Source organism: Ornithinimicrobium cryptoxanthini, assembly GCF_023923205.1.
Taxonomy (GTDB): Bacteria; Actinomycetota; Actinomycetes; order Actinomycetales; family Dermatophilaceae; genus Ornithinicoccus; species Ornithinicoccus cryptoxanthini.
Map to the genome: position 1 here is coordinate 1,463,621 of NZ_CP099490.1, position 19,044 is coordinate 1,482,664.

Annotated in this window: 14 protein-coding genes; 8 read left to right on the forward strand and 6 right to left on the reverse strand. The window is 70.9% G+C overall.

Annotated elements, in window-relative coordinates:
• Window position 1: 1 nt before the first annotated feature.
• The 4 genes from NF557_RS06800 to NF557_RS06815 form a co-directional block, all read right to left on the reverse strand.
• A complete protein-coding gene (locus NF557_RS06800) occupies window positions 2-979 on the reverse strand; it encodes an ABC transporter ATP-binding protein (protein ID WP_252622921.1) in 978 nt (325 codons plus the stop codon).
• A gap of 139 nt (window positions 980-1,118) precedes the next feature.
• Entirely contained in the window at window positions 1,119-1,934 is an 816-nt protein-coding gene (locus tag NF557_RS06805; RefSeq protein WP_252622923.1) for a maleylpyruvate isomerase family mycothiol-dependent enzyme, read from the reverse strand.
• A gap of 70 nt (window positions 1,935-2,004) precedes the next feature.
• A complete protein-coding gene (locus NF557_RS06810) occupies window positions 2,005-3,657 on the reverse strand; it encodes an AMP-binding protein (RefSeq protein WP_252622925.1) in 1,653 nt (550 codons plus the stop codon).
• 75 nt (window positions 3,658-3,732) lie between these two features.
• The gene (locus NF557_RS06815; RefSeq protein WP_252622927.1) at window positions 3,733-6,183 is read right to left on the reverse strand and encodes a DNA gyrase/topoisomerase IV subunit A; all 2,451 of its coding nucleotides are present in this window, start codon (window positions 6,181-6,183) and stop codon (window positions 3,733-3,735) included.
• Between the two features lie 146 nt (window positions 6,184-6,329).
• Between NF557_RS06815 and NF557_RS06820 the strand changes: the two genes are divergently transcribed.
• The 3 genes from NF557_RS06820 to NF557_RS06830 all read left to right on the forward strand — a co-directional run bounded on the left by NF557_RS06820 (window position 6,330) and on the right by NF557_RS06830 (window position 10,564).
• Window positions 6,330-7,241 carry a PfkB family carbohydrate kinase gene (locus tag NF557_RS06820; RefSeq protein WP_252622929.1) on the forward strand — a complete coding sequence of 304 codons (912 nt, stop codon included), beginning with the start codon at window positions 6,330-6,332 and terminating at the stop codon, window positions 7,239-7,241.
• Window positions 7,242-7,353: 112 nt separating this feature from the next.
• The gene (locus tag NF557_RS06825) at window positions 7,354-8,739 is read left to right on the forward strand and encodes a pyridoxal phosphate-dependent decarboxylase family protein (RefSeq protein WP_252622931.1); all 1,386 of its coding nucleotides are present in this window, start codon (window positions 7,354-7,356) and stop codon (window positions 8,737-8,739) included.
• A 76-nt stretch (window positions 8,740-8,815) separates the two neighbouring features.
• A complete protein-coding gene (locus NF557_RS06830; protein ID WP_252622933.1) occupies window positions 8,816-10,564 on the forward strand; it encodes a cell wall-binding repeat-containing protein in 1,749 nt (582 codons plus the stop codon).
• Between the two features lie 83 nt (window positions 10,565-10,647).
• Here the strand turns inward: NF557_RS06830 and NF557_RS06835 are convergent, their stop codons facing one another.
• Window positions 10,648-11,268: a nitroreductase family protein gene (locus NF557_RS06835; RefSeq protein ID WP_252622934.1), complete on the reverse strand. Its 621-nt coding sequence runs from the start codon at window positions 11,266-11,268 to the stop codon at window positions 10,648-10,650.
• 439 nt (window positions 11,269-11,707) lie between these two features.
• Between NF557_RS06835 and NF557_RS06840 the strand changes: the two genes are divergently transcribed.
• The 3 genes from NF557_RS06840 to NF557_RS06850 all read left to right on the forward strand — a co-directional run bounded on the left by NF557_RS06840 (window position 11,708) and on the right by NF557_RS06850 (window position 16,373).
• On the forward strand, window positions 11,708-12,211 hold the full coding sequence (locus NF557_RS06840) for an RNA polymerase sigma factor (protein ID WP_252622936.1): 504 nt from the start codon (window positions 11,708-11,710) through the stop codon (window positions 12,209-12,211).
• The gene (locus NF557_RS06845; protein ID WP_252622938.1) at window positions 12,208-13,665 is read left to right on the forward strand and encodes a beta propeller repeat protein; all 1,458 of its coding nucleotides are present in this window, start codon (window positions 12,208-12,210) and stop codon (window positions 13,663-13,665) included. The genes NF557_RS06840 and NF557_RS06845 overlap by 4 nt, the downstream gene beginning before the upstream one ends.
• A 71-nt stretch (window positions 13,666-13,736) precedes the next feature.
• Window positions 13,737-16,373, forward strand: coding sequence for a bifunctional acetate--CoA ligase family protein/GNAT family N-acetyltransferase (locus NF557_RS06850; protein ID WP_252622940.1), 2,637 nt, complete (start codon window positions 13,737-13,739; stop codon window positions 16,371-16,373).
• Between the two features lie 15 nt (window positions 16,374-16,388).
• On the opposite strand, the gene NF557_RS06855 is transcribed toward NF557_RS06850, so the two are convergent.
• Window positions 16,389-17,204, reverse strand: coding sequence for a hypothetical protein (locus NF557_RS06855; protein ID WP_252622942.1), 816 nt, complete (start codon window positions 17,202-17,204; stop codon window positions 16,389-16,391).
• A gap of 80 nt (window positions 17,205-17,284) precedes the next feature.
• Here NF557_RS06855 and NF557_RS06860 point away from each other — a divergent pair, with 80 nt between their 5' ends.
• Both NF557_RS06860 and NF557_RS06865 read left to right on the forward strand, forming a co-directional pair.
• On the forward strand, window positions 17,285-17,866 hold the full coding sequence (locus NF557_RS06860; RefSeq protein WP_252622949.1) for a DUF5998 family protein: 582 nt from the start codon (window positions 17,285-17,287) through the stop codon (window positions 17,864-17,866).
• A 13-nt stretch (window positions 17,867-17,879) separates the two neighbouring features.
• Window positions 17,880-19,043 carry an alkaline phosphatase family protein gene (locus NF557_RS06865; protein WP_252622950.1) on the forward strand — a complete coding sequence of 388 codons (1,164 nt, stop codon included), beginning with the start codon at window positions 17,880-17,882 and terminating at the stop codon, window positions 19,041-19,043.
• Window position 19,044: the final 1 nt, after the last annotated feature.

Consider the following 19,044-nt stretch of genomic DNA (forward strand, 5'->3'; position numbering starts at 1 on the left):
GTCAGTCCCGCAGAGCCTTGCCGGTGAGGTGCAGGAAGACGGACTCCAGGTTGGGTCGGGTGATCTGCACGTCGCTGAGCTGCATCCCCGCGCTGGTGGCCGTGGTGACGATCGGCGCCACCGCCCTCGGCGCGTCGTGCACCGTGAGCTGCAGCCGTCCCCGCTCGGCGTCGACCCGGGCGACGGAGGGCAGCGCGCGGATCGCCTCAGCGGCCGCGGTGGTGTCTCCAGATCCGCTGAGCTGGATGTGGTCCACCCCACCGGTCAGCTGGATCAGCTCGTCGCGAGTGCCCTCGGCCTGCAGAACGCCGGAGTCGATGATGCCGATCCGGTCACAGAGTCGCTCGGCCTCCTCCATGTAGTGCGTGGTGTAGAGCACCGCCATGCCCTCAACGGACAGGCTCTCCACCGACTCCAGGATCTGGTTGCGTGACTGCGGGTCGACGCCCACGGTCGGCTCGTCGAGGATGAGCAGGGTCGGTTGGTGGAGCAGTCCGATGCCGATGTTGAGCCGGCGCTTCATGCCACCCGAAAAGTCCTTGGTCGGTCCCTTGGCCCGGTCCGTCAGTCCGGTGAGCTCCAGCACCTCGGCGACCCGCTTCTTCAGGTCACCTCCGGTCAGCCCCTGCAGCTTGCCGAAGAAGTTCAGGTTCTCCCGCGCGCTGAGGTCGGGATAGATCGCCAGATCCTGGGGCACCAGGCCCAGGTGCCGCTTGGGGATCACCTTCGACGGTCCCATCGTCTCGCCCACCACCGTCACCGACCCTTTGTCGGCGGCGATCAGACCGGCGATCATCGAGATGGTCGTGGTCTTGCCCGCGCCGTTGGGGCCCAGCAGCCCGTAGGTCTCGCCAGGAGCGATCCTGAACGAGACGTCGGACACCGCGGTCAGGTCACCGAACCGGCGCACCAGCCCGTCGACGACCAGGACGTCCTGACCCGTCCCGGCCACGGGTGCCTGCTGTGCTGCCTGCGTCATCTCAGCGTCCTCTTCCTCATGCTGTTCCCACGTGTTGCTGCTCAGTATCGGTCCCCACGTGGTTCAGACTACGCAGCGAAACCGGAGGCGCGATAGGGAGATTCGTCACGTCTTGTTCGGCGGAAGTGGGGGGCCGAGTTCACTGCATCCCGGCCTGCTGGGCTGAGCGTAGGGCGTCGAGAGTCTCGGGATCCCCGTCGAGGTGAGGTTCGGGCCCGCGCCCCCACAGCCAGCGCATCAGCTCCTCGGCCGTGCCAGTGACTGAGCCAGCGGCGGGGGAGGTGCCGGTGGTGTCCGCGCCGGACGGGTCGGCGAGGGTCACCCCGGGCTCGTCGTACTCCTTGCCCGACTGGCCGACACCGCGCCACCGGCCCGGTTGCACCTGCCAGGCCTGGTCCAGGTCTGACGCGGCCAGCGTGACGTCGCCACCGACCGGATGGAACTCAAAGCCGGGGAGCGTGGACCACCAGGCCCACATGACGGTGATGGCGTGGACGATGCCGTCCGCGGCCAGGTCGGGGTCGATCGGAGCTGAGGCAAGGCCAGCGGTCAGCTCGGCGTCCACCCGGTGCATGGTGGCCTCGTGCGCCTGCATCCGACGGGTCGAACCGACGTTCTGAGCGGTCTCCAGCCAGAACCATGCAGGAGCGCCGTCGTCCCGCTCCGCGAGCTGGGCAAGCAGAGCAGCCGTCTGCTCGCGGAACAGCGCCATGGCCGCGCCCCGGTCCTGCGGCCGGCCCGGCTTGGCGGCCTCCACCGCCTCCACATCGTCGTCCGTCCGGGCCCCGCTGCGCAGGATCTCCGCCCAGAACGAGTGCACCTCGGTCAGGTGCCACAGCAGGTCGTCCGTCGTCCAGTCGGGGCACGTCGGCACCTGCGCGCCCGGGTCGGCCACCTGGATGGCCTCCAGGAACCGCTCGGACTCGCCCGCGATAGCCGCCATGAAGTCGTTCATGGCTCATCAGAGCACGTGACGGGAGATCTGTCACGCGTGTGCGTGGCCGAGGCCGATCATCGCCCGCAGATCAGTCACCCGCCCGGAGGATCTCCTCGCCCCGGTCGCGCAGCTCGACCTTGCGGATCTTGCCGGTCACCGTCATCGGGAACTCGTCGATGACCTGCACATAGCGGGGGATCTTGTAGTGGGCCAGCTTGCCCGAGCAGAACTCCCGGACCGCCTCGGCCGTGAGCGGGACGGTGCCCTCCCGCATCCGCAGCCACGCCATGACCTCCTCGCCGAACTTGGGGTCGGCCACGCCCACGACCTGTGCGTCCAGGACATCCGGGTGGGTGTAGAGGAACTCCTCGATCTCACGCGGGGAGATGTTTTCGCCGCCCCGGATCACCAGGTCCTTGATGCGACCGGTGATCTCGACATAACCGTCGTCGTCCATCACGCCGATGTCACCGGTGGCCATCCAGCCGTCCTGCAGCACCTCAGCCGTCTTTTCGGGCTGCTCCCAGTAGCCGAGCATCACCGAGTAGCCCTTGGTGCAGAACTCGCCGGCCACCCCACGCGGAACCACCTCGCGGGTGGTCGGGTCCACGATCTGGATCTGCAGGTGCGGCCCGACCCGGCCCACCGTGCCGACCTTCTTGTCGAACGGGTCGTCCGGCGTCGTCTGCGTGGAGACCGGCGAGGTCTCGGTCATGCCATAGCAGATCGTGATGTCGGTGACCCCGGCGTCGACCAGCTTGCGCATCAGCGAGGCCGGGCACAACGAGCCGGCCATGATGCCGGTGCGCACCGTCGCCAGGTCGGCGGTGGTGAACTCCTCCCCCTTGTCCATCAGCTCGAACTCGGCGACGAACATGGTGGGCACGCCATACAACGAGGTGATCTGCTCCTCGCGCACGGTGCGCAGGGTGCCGGCCGGGTCAAAACCGCGGCCGGGGATGACCATGCAGGAGCCGTGCGTGATGGCCGCCAGGTTGCCCATCACCATGCCGAAGCAGTGATAGAACGGCACCGGCAGGCAGATCCGGTCGACCTCGGTGTAGCTGCAGCCCTCTCCGACGAAGAAGCCGTTGTTGAGGATGTTGCGGTGCGAGAGCGTGGCGCCCTTGGGGAAGCCCGTGGTGCCGGAGGTGTACTGGATGTTGATCGGGTCGTGCGGGGCGAGGCCACCCTGGACCTCGGCCAGCCGCTCCGGTGAGACCTCCTCGGCGCGCTGCAGGAGCTCGTCCCAGCTGGACCGGCCGATCACGACCACGTGCTCCAGCGCCGGGCACTCGTCGCGCACCTGCTCCACCATCGTGGGGTAGTCGCTGGTCTTGAACGGCTCGGAGACCACGATCATCCGCGTCCCGGACTGGTTGAGGACAAAGGCCAGCTCGTGCGTGCGATAGCTGGGGTTGATCGTGACCAGGATGGCGCCGATCTTGGCGGTGGCGAACTGCACGAGGGTCCAGCCGGCGCAGTTCGGTGCCCAGATGCCGACGCGGTCACCCGGCCCGATCCCGGAGGCGAGCAGACCGCGAGCGAGCCGGTCGACGTCGGCCAGGAACTCGGCATACGTCCACCGCCGTCCGCTGTCCACCTCCACCAGCGCCTCACGAGACCCGTGCCTGCGCGCCGTGGCGTCGAGGGTGTCCCCGATGGTCTGCTCGATCAGGGGAGTGTCGACCCGGCCCTGTGCGTATGACGGCTGCTTGCTCATCATGTCCGTGTCCACCATGGTCCTATCCTGCCGTGCCGGGCAGGGGATGTCGCGCGGTTCGACGCGCGCGGTGCGCAGGGTGGCGTGCCCTGGTCAGGCAGGACCGGCGACCCGGGCGATCGGGGCGCTGGCCGGCGTGCCCGACCCGTCCCGCCTGCCCGTGGCCTCGGGCAGGTCGACGGCCACACCGCTGCCGGAGGCGGCCATCGGGGGAGTGGGGCCGGCCCAGCCGAGCAGCAGCGTGTCCTCGCCGCGCAGGAACCGGTGGCAGCGCACGCCGCCGGTGGCTCGACCCTTGGCGGGATACTCGGCATAGGGCGTGACCTTGACCGAGCCGCTCTCGGTGCCCGGCAGGGAGTTGGCCGAGCCGGAGACGGTGACGACCACGTTGTCGGCGGCCGGGTCGACCGCCCAGAAGCCGCGCACGGACGCGCCCGCGGACAGCTTGATGCCCGCGATGCCACCGCCGGAGCGGCCCTGCGGCCGGACGCCGTCGGCGCCGAAATGCAGCAGCTGCGCATCACTGGTGACAAAGACGAGGTCCTCACGGCCGGAGGTCAGGTCGACCGCGCCGACCACCTCGTCGCCGTCCTTGAGCGAGATGACCTCAAACTCGTCCTTGTTGCCGGGGAAGTCCGGGTTGACCCGCTTGACGACACCCTGCTTCGTCCCCAGCGCCAGGCCCGGCCCGTCGGTGGCCAGCGAGCACAGAGCCAGCGGCAGCGCCCCCGCGGGGAGGTCGACGAAGGCCGCCAGCGGCGCACCGCCGGAGAGGTTGGGCGCTCCGTTGGTCGGGGGCAGGGTCGGCAGCTCGAGCGCGGAGAGGCGCACGACGGTGCCGGCCGAGGTCACGACGCCGACCGAGCCGCGGGCTGTCGTGCGCACGGCGGAGATGATCGTGTCGTGCTTGCGGCGTGCCCCTCCGGTGCCCAGCGGCTCGTCGGTGGAGGTGCGCGCGAGCAGGCCGGTGGAGCTCAGCAGCACCCAGCACGGGTCGTCCGCGACCTCCAGCGGGGTGGCCGAGGCGGCGGTCGGGGACACACCGTCGGACTCCAGCAGCACCGTGCGCCGCGGCGTGCCGTGCTCCTTGGCGACCGCGGCCAGCTCGTCGGAGACCACGTTGAGCAGCAGCTGGTGGTCCTCCAGCAGGGCCCGCAGCCTCTCGATCTCGCGCAGCAGCTCATCCCGCTCGGACTCCAGCTCGAGGCGGGAGAACTTGGTCAGCCGGCGCAACTGCAGGTCCAGGATGTAGTTGGCCTGCAGCTCGGAGAGGTCGAAGACCTGGATCAACCGGGTGCGAGCGGTGGCCACGTCGTCAGCGGCGCGGATCAGCTGGATGACCTCGTCGATGTCCAGGATCGCGATGAGCAGCCCCTCAACCAGGTGCAGCCGCTCCTCCTTGCGGCGCAGGCGGTAGGCGGTGCGGCGACGGACCACATCGGTGCGGAACTCGACATACACCTTCAGCAGCTCGCGCAGCCCGAGCGTGCGCGGCTGACCCTCGACCAGCGCGACGTTGTTGATGCCGAAGCTCTCCTCCATCGGGGTGAGCTTGTAGAGCTGGGCCAGCACGGCCTCGGGTTTGAAACCGTTCTTGATCTCGATGACCAGGTGCAGGCCCTTGGTGCGGTCGGTCAGGTCGGTGATGTTGCTGATCCCCTGCAGCTTCTTGCCCTGCACCAGGACCTTGACCTTCTCAATCACCTTCTCGGCTCCCACGAGGTAGGGCAGCTCGGTGACCACGATGCCCTTGCGGCGTGCCGTGATGTTCTCGATCCGGGCACTCGCGCGCGTCTTGAACGAGCCACGCCCGGACTCGTAGGCGTCACGGATGCCGTCCAGACCGACGATCCGTCCACCCAGCGGCAGGTCCGGCCCCGGGACGAACCGCATCAGGTCATCCAGGGACGCGTCCGGGTGGGCGATTAGGTGCCGGCACGCGGCGATGACCTCGACGAGGTTGTGCGGGGCCATGTTGGTGGCCATGCCGACCGCGATGCCGGAGGCGCCGTTGACCAGCAGGTTCGGGAAGGCGGCGGGCAGCACCTCGGGCTGCATCAGCTGGTCGTCATAGTTGGGGACGAAGCCGACCGTCTCCTCGTCCAGGCTCGCGGTCATCAGCAGCGCGGCCGGGGCGGGACGGGCCTCGGTGTAACGGCTGGCGGCAGGACCGTCGTCGAGGGAGCCGAAGTTGCCGTGCCCGTCGACCAGCGGCAGGCGCATCGTGAACGGCTGGGCCATCCGCACCAGCGCGTCATAGATCGCGGTGTCACCGTGCGGGTGGTACTTGCCCATCACGTCACCGACGACGCGCGAGCTCTTGACGTGGCCCTTGTCTGGCCGCAGCCCCATCTCGTGCATGCCGAACAGGATCCGGCGCTGCACCGGCTTCAGGCCGTCGCGCGCGTCCGGCAGGGCCCGGGAGTAGATGACCGAGTAGGCATACTCCAGGAAGGCTCCCTGCATCTCGTCCCGGACGTCGATGTCGACGATCTTCTGCTCGACGTCGAACAGGTCCGGTCCGGGCGGGGTGCGGCGCGCCATACTGTGCAGTCCTCCGTGGGGGCATGGGTCAGGTCTGGGTGCGGGGAAGGATCGCCCTCGATCGTATGCCGTGGGCAGCCGGCTTCAGTGCAGGACCCGGGGGTGTTGTGGACGGGTTCGAGCGCTTTGGGCCTAAAGTGCTGCTCGTGACCAGGGTGATCCACACCGGGCAGGCTCTCGTCGACCTCGTGATCGAGGTCGCGGCGATCCCGCGCCGTGGCGGCAACCAGATGGCCCAGTCCTTCACCCGGTATGCCGGGGGTTCGGTGAGCGTGCTGGCGGCGGCCGCCCGGTCGGGAGCCACGGCCGTGCATGCGGGTGCGCACGGGACCGGCGCGAACGGTGACCTGGTGCGGTCGGCGCTGGCCGATGAGCACGTGACGCTGTCGGCGCCGCCCGTCGAGAACGTGGACACCGGGATCTGTGTGGTGCTGGTGGAGCCCACGGCCGAGCGGACGTTTGTCACCACGCTCGGGGCGGAACGCCAGATCACGGTGGCGAGCCTGTCGACGGCGGCACCGGTCGCTGGTGACCTGGTGTGCGTGAGCGGCTACAGCCTGTTGGAACCCACACGTGACCCGTTGCTGGCGTGGCTCGACTCGCTGGATCCGGGGGTGCGCGTGGTGCTGGACCCGGGGGCCGCCTTCGCCGCTCTGGACCCGGCCGTCCGCGGACTGATGCTCGGGCTCACCGACGTGTGGACCAGCAACGCCGAGGAGGCGCACGAGGTGTCCGGGCTCGAGGAGCTCACCGCCACGCTGCCAGCCATCAGCCAGCGGCTGCCGGAGGGCTCCGTGGTGGTCGTGCGGGACGGCCCCGAAGGTTGCTATCTGCACACGGGCGGGGAGGTGGACCACGTGCCCGGCTTTCCGCAGGAGCCGGTCGACACCAACGGCGCTGGTGATGCCCACACCGGGGTGCTGGTGGCCGAGCTCGCCGGCGGGACCGACCCCCGGACGGCCTGCACCCGCGCCAACGCTGCAGGGGCGATCAAGGTGACCCGGCGTGGACCTGCCACCGCGCCCACCCGTGCCGAGATCGACGCGTTCCTGGGCTGACCCAGTTGTGGGCAGGTTCGGACCGCCCGGCGCGTCTTGGTGGGGCGATTCGGACCGAGCCGATCCCGTCCGGCACGTGGACGGCGGACTGTCGGCCCGACATACTGCTGGGATGGGTCGGGCCGAGTCCGAGAGCACCGCCGCGCTCGACCGCGCCCACACCAAGGCTCTCGCGTGGCTGTCCTCCCTCGATGAGCGACCGGTCCCGGCGCAGGCCTCCGTCGAGGAGATGATCGCCGCGCTGGAGCCCGAGCTGCCCACCGGGAGCACCTCGGCAGAGGAGGTCATCGCACTGCTCGGTGACGCAGCGCCACCCGGCCTGGTCGCGATGCCGTCCGGGAGGTTCTTCGGCTTCGTCATCGGCGGCACCCATCCGGCGGGACTGGCTGCGGACTGGCTGGTGTCGGCCTGGGACCAGAACAGCGCGTTGTATGCCGTGACTCCCACCCACTCGGCACTGGAACGGATCACCAAGGACTGGCTGCTGGACCTGCTCGGCCTGCCGGGTTCGGCGGACGTCGGGTTCGTGACCGGCGGCACGATGGCCAACTTCACCTGCCTGGCCGCCGCGCGTGATGCCCTTCTGCGACAGGCCGGCTGGGACGTCGCGCAGCACGGGCTGGCCGGTGCCCCCAGAGTGCGGGTGATTGCCGGCGCAGAACGCCACGACACGATCGACCTGTCGCTGCGCATGCTCGGACTCGGAGCACCGGACCTCGTGGCCGTCGACGAGCAGGGCCGGTTGCGCGTGGATGCCCTGCGTGAGGCTCTGGAGGGGGCCTCGGGGCCGGTCTGCGTCTGCCTGCAGGCCGGCAACATCCACTCCGGTGCCTGTGATCCGATGACCGAGGCGATCGCGGTGGCGCACGAGGCTGGCGCCTGGGTGCACGTCGATGGTGCCTTCGGCCTGTGGGCCGCCGCGTCGGAGCGGACCCGGCACCTGGTGGCGGGGATGGAGGCTGCGGACTCCTGGAGCACGGATGCGCACAAGACCCTGAACGTTCCCTATGACTGCGGCATCGCGATCGTTGCTGCCCCGGCCGCACTGCACGCGGCAATGGGGATGCACGGCGACTACCTCATTGCGGATGACCAGGCCCGCGACCCACTGGAGACCGTGCCCGAACTGTCCCGGCGGGGCCGAGTTGTCCCGGTGTGGGCGGTCCTGCGCACCCTGGGGCGATCCGGGGTCGCCGAGCTCGTCGATCGGCTGTGCGGTCATGCCCGGGCCTTCGAGGTGCAGATCGCCGAGATCCCCGGGTGCACGGTGCTCAACGAGGTCGTCTTCACCCAGGTGAGCCTGGCCCTGCAGGATGATGCGGCGACCAGCCGGGCGGTCGAGCGCATCATGGCCGACGGCGAGTGCTGGATGACCGGGTCCCGGTGGCGCGACCGCGCCGTGGTGCGGATCTCGGTGAGCAACTGGTCGACCACGGAGGATGACGTCCGGCGCAGCGTTGCGGCCCTGCGGAGGGCGAGTGCGACATCCCAGACGTGAGCTGGCGTGTGGCCCGCCTCCAGGAGATGAACCCGACGGCCACCAACCGGACGGGACGCTGCGGCGTCCCAGTGGCATGAAGACCTTCCGCTCACTGGCGACCGGTGCGGTCGCGACGGTGCTCGTGCTGGCCTGCAGCCTCTCCCAGGGGGCGGTCGCAGACTCACCGACGGCAGTTGCAGGTTCATCACCTGCAGCCGACGCCACCCCCACGGCGGGGGACCTCAGCTTCTCTGTCGAGCGTCTCGCGGGCTCCAACCGCTATGCCACGGCAGCGGCCATCAGTCGCGAGTTCTTTGCCCCCGGAGTGCCCGTAGCCGTGGTTGCGACGGGAGCCAACTACCCCGACGGGCTCGCTGCGGGCCCGGTCGCGGACCAGTTGGGTGGCCCAGTCCTGTTCGTGACGGCCACCGGGGTCCCGGCAGCCACCCGGACCGAGCTGCTGCGCCTGAAGCCGCAGCGGATCGTGGTCGCCGGTGGCACCACCACGATCTCCGCCGCAGTGCGCGCAGAGCTGGACACGCTCACGGCCGGGGCAGCCACGCGCGTCGCCGGCGCCACCCGCTATGAGACGGCCGCAGAGCTGTCCGAGCACGCCTTCCCGAGCGGGGCGAACATCGCCTATCTCGCAACCGGCACGTCGTTCCCGGACGCGCTCACCGGTGGTGCCGCCGCCGGCATCCAGGACGCACCCATGCTCCTGACCGCCCCCACGTCGCTGCCGGCGGCCACGCGAGCCGAGCTCGTCCGACTCAACCCGGACCGGATCATGCTGCTCGGCGGCACCACCTCGATCTCGACCGCGGTCGCCCTGGAGGTGAACGAGATCGCCACCGCCGAGCGGGTGGCCGGCGCCAACCGCTACAGCACCGCCCTCGCGGTCTCCCAGCGTGTCTTCGGCCCGAACCGGCCGGGCATCATGCTCGCGACCGGCCGCGACTGGCCCGACTCGTTGGCCGCCGGGGCCGCCGTCAACCAGACCAGGGGTCCGATCCTGCTGTCGACGGGGTCCGCGCTGCCCAGCGGCACCAACGCCGAGCTGACCCGGTTGGCCCCGGGCACGGCATACGTCCTGGGTGGCCGCACGGCGCAGACCAACGAGGTCCCGCGACTGGTGCAGCGGCGACTGGGGGTGTGCTGGTCGGGGACCAGGCCGACGGCCGGTGCCCAGGAGACGATCAGCAGCGTCCCCTCGGCGACCAAGCAGATCGCCTTCACCCTCGACATGGGAGGCCGCCTGGACGGGGCGTCGCAGATCCTCGACTACCTGGTCGAGAACCAGGTGTGCACCACGTTCTTCCCCACCAGCATCATGGCCAACAGCCCCGAGGGGCGGCCGATCATGGCCAAGATCGCGGCTCATCCCGAGCTGTTCGAGATCGGCAACCACACCGTGCACCACTGTGACCTCGTCAACGGTGGCGGTGGGTCGCCGAGCGGGGCCCCGTGCCAGGTGGCGATGACCCGCTCGTTCGTCCAGCACGAGCTCACCGATGCCGAGTCGGTGCTGGAGTCGCTCGCCGGGATGCCCGCCAACCCCTACTGGCGCCCGCCGTTCGGGTCGCACAACGCGACCGTGCGCGGTTGGGTGGCCGACGTCGGCTACACCAAGACGATCTATTGGTCCCGCGACACGATCGACTGGGACCCGGCGACGACCACGCAGCAGATCATCAACCGCACGACGGTGCCCGCGCCGCCGGCCGGGACGATCGTGCTGGCCCACCTCGGCGGCTACAACACCCCAGCCGCCCTGCCGACGATCGTCAGCACGCTGCGCTCGCAGGGCTACACGTTCACGACGCTGTCGGACATGCGGGACTGAGGTCGGTCGCGCCGGACGGTTCGGCTCGTGGGGAAGGTCGGTGTTGTTGGGGTGCGCCGGACTGACCCACGAGCGGTTGCAGGTCAGCCCAGCTCGAGCGGCGTGCCGAACCGCCCGGCATGAGCGACCTGCTCCACCGGGCGGCGGCCGCGTCGCAGGCTCGGGCTCCTGCGGTCGGGCGCGGGATAGCCCAGGGCCACGACGCCGACCAGGTTGCGGTCGGCCGGGATCGCCAGCGCCTCCCGGGCCGCCTCGAGGTGCTCGACAGGGAGCCCGAAGAAGAGTCCGCCGAGCTCCTCGTCGACGGCCGTGAGCAGCATCAGCAGGGCGGCCATGCCGGTGTCGACGTCCCAGTAGGGCACCGGCCACCGCGCCTCGTCCCGGTCGGTCCACCCCTTGTCCGACTCGGCATAGCGGTCCAGATAGGCGCCCGGGCTCGAGCAGCAGACGATCAGGCACGGCGCGTGGCGTATGCCGAGCAGCCAGTTGTCCGGCTCGCTCGCCGGGTCGGTGGTCGCCGCCCAGAAGGCCTCCCGCTCCGCAGCCGTGCGCAGCACCACGAAGTCCCAGCCCTGCGAGAAGCCGGCGCTCGGCGCGCGCACCGCGTGGTCCAGCACGGTGGCGAGGACGTCGTTCGGGACGGCCCTGTTCGGGTCGTAGTTGCGAACCATCCGTCTGCGCCGCACCACCTGGGAGAACTCCATGCCCCATTGTTGCCCGGCACGGGCGCGCTGTTGGACGGCGCGTGTTGGACGGCACGGTGCGGGACGGCGCGGCGTGTCACGGCAGTCACTCTGCTCACACCTCGACGTCCAAGTGCATGCGCCCCACACGCGATTCCCGGGCTCTGTGTGAAGGATCCGTCCCAGTGCATGCATCCTTCACGCCGATGCCGGGCTCTGTGTGAAGGATCCGTCCGAGTGCATTCATCCTTCACGCGACTTTCGGGTTCTGATCCCGCGTGAAGGATCCGTCCAACTGCGGTGGCGGGGAGCGTTAGTCCTACTGACGCTCACGGGTGCGTCACGGACCTGACGGCCACCCTCGCACCCACGGTGAGGCACCAACCCGGCAGACTGGTGCGGCGTCATACTCGATATGACAGCAGTCCTGTCCCGACCCGCCCGGGTGATCGGAGGCCGCGTGGCACACTCCACGGACCCCATCGAGAGTGCCGTGCACGAGGTCTTCGTCGCGCACTACGGGCGGCTGGCCGGCTGGGCCGCGCACCTGCTGGGGGACCGGGAGCTGGGGCACGACGTGGCGACGGAGGCCTTCACCCGGCTGCTGTCGCACTGGCAACGCGTCGATGACCCGCGCCCGTGGCTCTATGCCACGGCCGGCAACCTGGTGCGCGACCACTGGCGCAAACGGGGGCGCGAGGCGAAGGCCTACGAGCTCTATCAGGGCGGGCGTCCCGACCCCGAGCAGGCTCGGCCGGGGCCGGACCAGGCACAGCTGCTCAGCGTGCGGGAGGCCGTGGAGGCGCTGCCAGACCGGATGCGGCTGCCGGTGCTGCTCTTCTATTTCGCCGACCTGTCGGTGGCCGACGTGGCGCGCCAGCTCGGCCGCTCCGAGGGAGCGGTCAAACGGGACCTGTACGACGCGCGCGCCAGGCTCGCCATGACGCTGGAGGAGGCACGATGAACGCTCAGTGGCCGGGCGAGGACCGGGAGACCGGACGCGATCCCGTCGAGGAGTTCTTCGCGGCGCACCGGGCCCAGATCCAGGACCAGGACCCGGACGAGTTGACCTGGCAGCGGATCAGGGACGGGCGGCGGCGGGCGCGCTCGCACCGCGGCGCGTGGGCCGGTGGCCTCGTCGCTGCTGCGGCGGCACTGGCGGTCGTGTTCGGGCCGAGCCTGGTCCCCGACGCCGACCTCCCGGACGTAGCCGGGCCCGCGACCAGCGTGACGGACCCGAGCCCGACGGACCCCAGCGCGACGGACCCGAGCGTGACCGACCCGGGGCTGACGGACCCCAGCGCGACCGACCCCAGCGCGACCGACCCTGGGGAGACAGAGTCCGGCGACCCCACCGACAGTGCGGCAGAGACGGTGAGCACGCCGGTCCCCGAGGGGGAGATCCCCGACGGCGCGTGGTTCACCGACACCACCACCGCCGACCCGACACCGGACACCGACTCCGGCGTGCGCCTCGGGCTGGTCGCCCGGGACTGCCCCGCCAACGGCTTCTGCGCCATGCTGGTGCGCTCGGCCGATGGTGGGATCACCTGGGCGCCGCAGGCTGACCTCGAGCAGCTGGGCCTGGTCGACCGCGTGCTCTTCAACGACCAGCAGCGCGGCTGGGCGTGGGGCGCCAAGGCGCCGCTCTGGGCCACGACCGACGGTGGCGCGACCTGGAGCACCGTCGCGACCGGTGCCAGACGCGTGCTGGACGTGTCCGTGCGTGACGACGTGCTGCTCGCGACGACCGCGACCGACCAGCGGTGCACTACCAGCCCCTGCCCGCTGCCCGACGTGTCCGTCGTGCTCACCGACCCGCTCGACACCGACTGGAGCGACGGCGTCGCCCACGACGCCGGCCCGGCCGCCACCGCTGAGGTGCTCGAGGCCGGGACCACCCGCTATGTCACGACCACGAACGCGACAGGGCAGGTGACCAGCCTGCGGCTGCAGGACGGACGGCTGGAGGCGACGGCGGAGCTCAGCGAGTGCGCGGCCGGACCGGTCGCCGTCACCGTCTCCATGGCCACCCCGGAGCACCTGGTCGCGCTCTGCGACGACGAGCGCGGGATCGCCGTGCAGGAGAGCGCCAACGGTGGCCGTTCCTGGACACCGGGCAATGTCATCGTCCCCTCGTTCGTGCTCGGAGAGCAGCCCCCGCTGCTGGCCTCCCTCGACAGTGAGCACCTGTTGCTGGTGGGGGAGGGCAACCACGCTCTGACCACCGACGGTGGCCAGACGTGGACCGCCGAGGAGTTCCTGCCCGGCGCGAGCGCCCGGCCGGAGCGGATCGAGGTGACCCAGTTCCAGGAGATCGTCGTCTATCCCACCCAGGGGCGGGGTGACCCCGACCTGGGCTACTGGCGCTCTGGTGACTGGGGCGCCACCTGGGACGTGGTGGCGCCTCAGCAGTGAGTCGGTGGTCGTTCACCAACGTGCCGTGACCCGTCACGCACGGGCCGAGGATGATCGGGCATGCTGGGTCCATGATCGACGTGCCTCCGGGATATCCGCGCGAGTGGGAGGCGGACGTGGTGCTCTCGGACGGCTCCGTGGCGCACGTCCGGCCGATCGTGCCAGGTGATGTCGAGGGACTGCACGAGTTCCACTCCGGCCAGTCCGAGGAGTCCATCTATCTGCGCTTCTTTGCCCCGCTGCGCCGGCTCTCGGACAAGGACGCCACGCGGTTCGCCACCGTGGACTATGACAAGCGGGTCGCGCTGGTGATGCTCATCGGTGACGAGATCGCCGGCATCGGCCGTTACGACCGCATCGAGGAGACCGGCTGGAGCTCGGCCGAGGTCGCGTTCAACGTCGCCGACAAGCACCAGGGCAGGGGCATCGGGTCGGTCCTGCTCGAGCACCTGGCCGCGATTGGGCGCGAGTCGGGCGTGGCGCTCTTCGTCGCCGACGTCCTGCCCCAGAACCGCAAGATGATCAACGTCTTCCAGGACGCCGGCTATGAGGTCAGCCACGAGTTCGAGGACGGGGTCATCGTGGTCAGCTTCGCGATCGAGCCCACCGAGGCCTCGCGCGCGGTGGAGCTGTCGCGCGAGCACCGGTCCGAGGCGCGCAGCATGCGCCGGGTCCTGCACCCGTCGTCGGTGGTGGTGGTCGGGGCGAGCCGTCGCCCGGGGTCCGTCGGCGGGGGACTCGTGCGCCACATGCGGGAGGGCGGCTTCGCCGGTGACCTGTATGTCGTCAACCATGCTGCCGAGGAGGTCGCCGGCCTCAAGACGTGGTCCAGCGTCTCGCAGATCGGGTCCCCGATCGACCTGGCGCTCATCGCCGTGCCGGCTGCGGAGGTGCCCAGCGTCGTGCGCGAGTGCGCCTTTGCTGGCGTCGGGGCGGTCGTGGTCGTCAGCGCCGGGTTCGCCGAGGCGGGTGAGGAGGGGGTCGAGCTGCAGCGGCAGCTCCTGGCCACCGCGCGCACCCACGGTCTGCGGGTGCTGGGTCCCAACTCGTTCGGTCTGATCAACACCACCGAGGGCGTCAGCCTCAACGCCTCGCTCTCGCCCCAGATGCCGATGATCGGCTCACTGGGGCTGTTTGCCCAGTCCGGCGCGCTGGCCATCGCGGTGCTCGCGTCGGCCGAGCGGCGCGGGCTGGGCATCTCCTCCTTCGCCTCGGCCGGCAACCGGGTCGACATCTCGGGCAACGACCTGATGCAGTACTGGATCGAGGACGAGGCGACAGCTGTCGTCGGCCTCTATCTGGAGTCCATGGGCAACCCTCGCAAGTTCACCCGGATCTCGCGCCAGCTCTCCGCCGTCAAGCCGGTGATCGTCGTCAAGAGCGGCACCGGCCAGCACGCGGTGCCGGGCCACACGGTGCGCGCGACCCGCGAGCGGCCCGAGGCCTTCGCCGAGATGCTCAAGCAGAGCGGCGTCATCAGGGTGGAGAACACCCACCAGATGTTTGACGTCGCCCAGCTCGTCGTGCACCAGCCGCTGCCGCGGGGGCGCGCGATCGCGATCGTGACCAACTCCGACGCGCTCGGGATGCTGACCGCCGACGCAGCCGAGTCCTGGGACCTGACGATCACGCACGGGCCGGTGGCCCTGCCCAGCACGGCCACGGTGGCCGAGTTCAACGAGGCTCTTGAGGCAGCCCTCACCGACCCGGCCGTGGACAGCCTGGTGGCCTGCTTCATCCCACCGATCGTGACCAGCGACACCGAGGTCGTCGCGCAGGTGGAGCAGACCGTCGCGGCGCACGACAAGCCCTGTGTCGCCACCTTCCTCGGCATGCGGGGCGTGGCACCGGGCGGCTCCCTCCCGGCCTATCCGATGCCGGAGGACGCCGTGCGGGCGCTCGCGGCCGCCACCGACTACGCCGCGTGGCGCGGACGGGAGCGGGGGGAGCGGGTGCGCCCCGGCGGAGTCAACCGGCGCCTTGCCCACGATGTGGTCGAGAGCGCCCTGGCCGGTGGTGGCGAGGGGCGGGAGATGACGGATGCCGAGGTCACCGACCTGCTGAGCGCCTACGGCATCGAGGTCGTGCCCTCCCAGCTGGTGCACACGGCTCAGGAGGCCGTCGACGCCGCCGCGCAGCTGGGCCGTCCGGTGGTCCTCAAGGCCACCAGCCCAGACCTGCGACACGGCACCGGGCACTACTGGATCCGCACCGACCTGCAGAGCCCGGAGACCGTCGCCGACGCCTTTGCGGGTCTGTCTGCCGTGCTACGGCAGCGTGGGGACGACGGGATCGTGCTCCAGGAGATGGCGCCGGCCGGGGTCGTCGTCGAGATCACCTCGGCCGAGGACCCGCTCTTCGGGCCGGTTGTCGGGTTCGGGGTGGCCGGTGTTCCCTCCGACCTGCTCGGGGACGTGACCCACCGCTTCCCGCCGCTGACCAGCACCGACGTCGCCGACATGGTCTCGGGGGTGCGTGCCGCGCCGCTGCTGGACGGCTATCGCGGCACGGACCCCGTCGACCAGGTCGCGCTGCACGACCTGCTCGCCCGGGTCTCGGTGCTGGCCGACGACCTGCCCGAGGTCCAGCTCCTGCGGCTCAACCCGGTGGTGGCCCACCAGGGAGGCATCATGGTCCTCGGCGCGACCGCCCGGATCGCGCGGGACGAGGGCCGTGCCGACGCTGGTCGGCGCTCGCTCACCCGCTGACGAACTGGCAGCAGGTCACGGCAGGTAGAGCGTGAAGTAGGCCGTCCCGTCGGGTCCGTAGCAGGAGCCGGCCGCCTTGGACGTCGCGTCGTAGGGCGTGACGAAGCACTCCCAGCCGGTGGGGGTGACCCACGGGATCGTCCAGGACGGCTCGGTGTTGGCCTCGGCCAGCCCCCACTCGGCGCGCGCCCCGTCACAGGTGACCGCGACGAGATCGGCATGCGTGTCGCCATACTCCTTGGTGCTGACCACGCACGCTGCGACCGGGTCGGTCGGCGACCCGGTGGGACCCGCGGTGGGTGCGGGTGCGTCCACGCACGGGGGGAGGAGCTTGCTGACGGCGGCCGGGGCACCCCGGGCCGACAGGTCGTCCTGGCACACCGGGTCGCCCATGGCGACGGCGTGGAACCAGCGTCCGTCCACCTGCTCGGCGATGAACTCCGGCGCCCCCGGCGCGTTCGGATAGGCCGCGAAGGCCCACCCGTCCTCGCAGAAGTCGACACTCACCCCACCGGGAAACCCGAGGATGTCCTGGCTCAACCCGTCGTCGTCGCACGCCGTGACGGCCGGTCGGGCGGGGGCGGCCGTCGTCGGCGCAGGGGCCGCCTCCGGGGCGGGCTCTGCCGTAGTCGTCTCAGCGCTGGCAGAGGTCGGCGTGACGGTGGTCGGGGCTGCCGAGGTGGGTGCCTCGTCCGCGATCTCTGTGGTTGTCGCGGTCGCCGTGCTCTCCGTCGTCGTGGTGGGGTCGGCCGGGGCACGGTCCTGCGCGTCGTCACCGCACGCGCTCAGGAGGACTGCAGCGGCAGCGGCAGCAGCGAGGAGGCGACGCATAGGGGGCCTTTCACGGTTCCGAGCGTGCGCCCTCGGCACACGGTTCGAGCAGACGACGGCAGGGGTGGGAGGATGGTCCCATGCCCCAGCCTGACAGCATGACCCTCCCACAGGAACTGCGCGAGGACATCGAGCACGCAGGATATCTGCCGGCGCTCGTGTCGGACGTGGTCGCCACGGCTGTGGCGGGTGACGAGATCGTCGGGCACCTGGTGCACCAGGAGACCACCCTGGACGAGGAGGCCGTCCGCCGCCACGTCACCGTGCTCGTCCTGACGCCGCACCGACTGGTCATCGGGCACGCCGACGACCACGAGTCCGGCGAGCCGCACGGGCACTTCGCCACCGCCACCACCGAGACCGTCCCGCTGCGCGCGGTGCGTGGCGTGATGATGACGCACGTCCTGCCCGACCCCGCGACCTATGCCGGTGGGCTGACCGGGCGCGCGCTGACCCTGACCCTCGGCTGGGGGACCGTCTCGCGGCTGGACCTGGTGCCCGCGATGTGCGCGGACCCGACCTGCGAGGGTGACCACGGCTATGAGGGCACCGTGGCCTCCGACGACATCTCGCTGCGGATCACCTCCGAGGCCGACGGACCCGAGGCGCTCACGCGGGCGCTCGCCTTTGCCCAGCAGCTCTCCGCCCGTCTCGGCCGCTGACCACCGACTGCCCGTGGTCGCCCTGCCCTCGGAGTTCATCGAGCTGGCGTATGCCGGGTCGCTGGCCACCGTCCTGCCTGCCGTCGCGCAGAGCCTGGGTGTGTCGGCCCACCCGGGGGCGGCGCCCCTCGGCCTCGACCCCCTGTTTGAGCTGCCACCGGCCCGCAGTGCCGTGCTGGTGCTCGTCGACGGGCTGGGTGCCGAGCAGCTCCGGCGGCGCAGCGGTCACGCCCAGTTCCTGCGCTCTCTGCAGAGCCCAGCGCCGCAGCTGACCTGCGGCTTCCCCGCGACGACGGCCACCAGCCTGGCCAGCCTGGGCACCGGGCTCCCGCCGGGCGCGCACGGGATGGTCGGCTGGCAGGTGCTGATGCCCGAGCACGACCGGCTGCTCAACCACCTGTCCTGGGACGAGGGGCCGGACCCCGAGCAGTGGCAGCCGCACCGCACCGTCTTTGAGCAGCTCGAGGCCGGGGGCGTCGCGGTCACCCGGATCGGGCCGGGCTACTTCGACGGCTCCGGCATGACGCGGGCCGCCCAGCGCGGGGGCAGTTTCGCGGCCGCCCGGACGCTGCCCGAGCGGGTCGACACCGCCATCGCGGCGCTCACCGCGGCGCCGCGCTCCTTCGTCTATCTCTACTGGGGCGAGGTCGACAAGATCGGGCACACCTTCGGTCCAGACTCCTGGCAGTGGGGTGAGGAGGTGGAGCGCACCGATGCTGCGCTCGCCGACCTGGCGATGCGCCTGCCGCCTGGCACCTCGCTGACCGTGACCGCCGACCACGGCATGGTCGAGGCCCCCGAGATGCTCCGCCACGACCTGGCCTGGGACGAGGACCTGGCCCGCGGCATACGTCATCTCGGTGGTGACCCCCGCGTGCCGCAACCGCACTGCGAGCCCGGGGCCGCGGCCGAGGTGCTCGAGACCTGGACTGAGCTGCTGGGGGAGCAGGCGCTGGTCGTCAGCCGCGCCGAGGCGATCGACCACGGGTGGTTCGGGCCGGTCGAGGGCGCGGTGACCCCCCGCATCGGTGACCTGGTCGTGGCGATGCGCGGCCACGCGACCGTGCTCGACTCCCGGGCTCAGCGGCCGGAGTTTCTCGCCCTGAAGGGGCACCACGGGTCACTCACCCGCGACGAGATGGCGATCCCCCTGCTGCACCTGCCCGCCGTTCCGTAGA

Coding starts and splice junctions, on each gene's coding strand:
- NF557_RS06850 (WP_252622940.1), top strand. CDS start 13,737: ATGATCGACGTGCCTCCGGGATATCCGCGCGAGTGGGAGGCGGACGTG.
- NF557_RS06810 (WP_252622925.1), bottom strand. CDS start 3,657: ATGGTGGACACGGACATGATGAGCAAGCAGCCGTCATACGCACAGGGC.
- NF557_RS06855 (WP_252622942.1), bottom strand. CDS start 17,204: ATGCGTCGCCTCCTCGCTGCTGCCGCTGCCGCTGCAGTCCTCCTGAGC.
- NF557_RS06825 (WP_252622931.1), top strand. CDS start 7,354: ATGGGTCGGGCCGAGTCCGAGAGCACCGCCGCGCTCGACCGCGCCCAC.
- NF557_RS06800 (WP_252622921.1), bottom strand. CDS start 979: ATGACGCAGGCAGCACAGCAGGCACCCGTGGCCGGGACGGGTCAGGAC.
- NF557_RS06805 (WP_252622923.1), bottom strand. CDS start 1,934: ATGAACGACTTCATGGCGGCTATCGCGGGCGAGTCCGAGCGGTTCCTG.
- NF557_RS06860 (WP_252622949.1), top strand. CDS start 17,285: ATGCCCCAGCCTGACAGCATGACCCTCCCACAGGAACTGCGCGAGGAC.
- NF557_RS06830 (WP_252622933.1), top strand. CDS start 8,816: ATGAAGACCTTCCGCTCACTGGCGACCGGTGCGGTCGCGACGGTGCTC.
- NF557_RS06835 (WP_252622934.1), bottom strand. CDS start 11,268: ATGGAGTTCTCCCAGGTGGTGCGGCGCAGACGGATGGTTCGCAACTAC.
- NF557_RS06815 (WP_252622927.1), bottom strand. CDS start 6,183: ATGGCGCGCCGCACCCCGCCCGGACCGGACCTGTTCGACGTCGAGCAG.
- NF557_RS06845 (WP_252622938.1), top strand. CDS start 12,208: ATGAACGCTCAGTGGCCGGGCGAGGACCGGGAGACCGGACGCGATCCC.